The sequence below is a fragment of the Pseudomonas sp. GW821-FHT04D07 genome, from assembly GCF_059420225.1.
Genome location: NZ_JBWKTH010000067.1, coordinates 1 through 880, shown reverse-complemented (window position 1 = coordinate 880; position 880 = coordinate 1). Strand labels below are relative to the sequence as shown.

Here is an 880-nt window from a genome sequence, read left to right as displayed (position 1 = left end):
CGGCGCGTCGAGCCGCGAGCTGCCGGTGTCGACCACGATACGGATTTCGGCACTCCAGTCCTCGGAGCGGTTGTCGACCACGTCGTAGATTTCGAAGGCCACCGGTAGGCCGTCGGAGTCCAAGCCCTCGTCAATCGTCGCCTTGTCGACGATGACCTCGATCGGAAAGGTCTCGAAGTTGAAGGCTTCGTCGTAGGTCACCTCATGTTCGACATACACGCCCCCCCAGCTCAGGAAAATACGGTCGCCTTCGGCAATGTTGGGATAGGGCGGCTCCCCGGCAACGGGGGATTTGATGGTGATCGGCACGAAGGGCGTATCGGCATCGACGCCGTCCAACAGAATCTCTTCGGGGATCTCCATATGCAGTTCGGAATGACCGGGAATGCTGCCGTTCTCATCCTTGCCGCCGGGGAGGTCGAGCTTGGCGTAGATTTTGGTGCGGGGCGAAAAATCAGGATCGTTGCTCGGCCGCGTGACCACATAGTCCACGATGAAATAGCCCCCGTCCCCCAGGCGTGCGCTGGGAATGAACAGCGTCACGGGCTTGCCGACCTCGTCAGCCTGGATAATGCTGCCCTGCGCGACAGTGTTGGTATCGAGCCTGACCACGACGCTGTCGCCGATGTGCATGATGTCCCAGGCGGGGATCTGTACCCGCAAGCCGGCATGGGGCCAGAGGTCGACGGCCGCGGCGCGACTGATGCCCCAGGTGTCCGCGGGCATGGGCGGCAGGGGGCTTTTCTTGTCGGGGATGTCGATTTCCTCGAGCGGCAGGGCGACGACCGAGCGGGTCATGGCGGGACTCCTATCGGGTTGACGATGGGGTTTATTGGGCGCCGTAAACACCAGGCTGGCTACTGTCAGAAATGACAGTTCG

The 880-nt window shown here is 61.9% G+C and carries 1 pseudogene; it reads right to left on the bottom strand.

What is annotated here, in order from left to right:
- Window positions 1-798, bottom strand: a pseudogene (locus AC07T0_RS31715) (hypothetical protein); the annotation flags it as partial.
- Window positions 799-880 lie beyond the last annotated feature (82 nt).